The organism is Pelomonas sp. KK5, assembly GCF_001984095.1.
Taxonomy (GTDB): Bacteria; Pseudomonadota; Gammaproteobacteria; order Burkholderiales; family Burkholderiaceae_C; genus KK5.
Window position 1 is genome coordinate 1 of sequence record NZ_LYVQ01000595.1, and the last position, 278, is coordinate 278.

The 278-nt window shown below is 63.7% G+C and carries 1 protein-coding gene; it reads left to right on the forward strand.

Features of this window, described 5'->3' with window-relative positions; all coding sequences use genetic code 11:
* Positions 1-278: GDP-mannose 4,6-dehydratase (locus B0W88_RS32395; protein ID WP_144007173.1), on the forward strand; the 278-nt coding region annotated here is incomplete at both ends.

The following is a 278-nucleotide window of genomic DNA, read 5'->3' on the forward strand; positions in this document are numbered from 1 at the left end:
GACCGCGTTGACCACCTGTACCAGGACCCTCACGTCGACAACCAGCGCTTCAAGCTGCACTACGGCGACCTGACCGACAGCACCAACCTGATCCGCATCATCCAGCAGGTGCAGCCCGACGAGATCTACAACCTCGCCGCGATGAGCCACGTGGCGGTCTCCTTCGAGACGCCCGAATACACGGCCAACGCCGACGGCATCGGCACACTGCGCATCCTGGAGGCCATCCGCATCCTGGGCCTGGAGAAGAAGACCCGCTTCTACCAGGCCAGCACCAG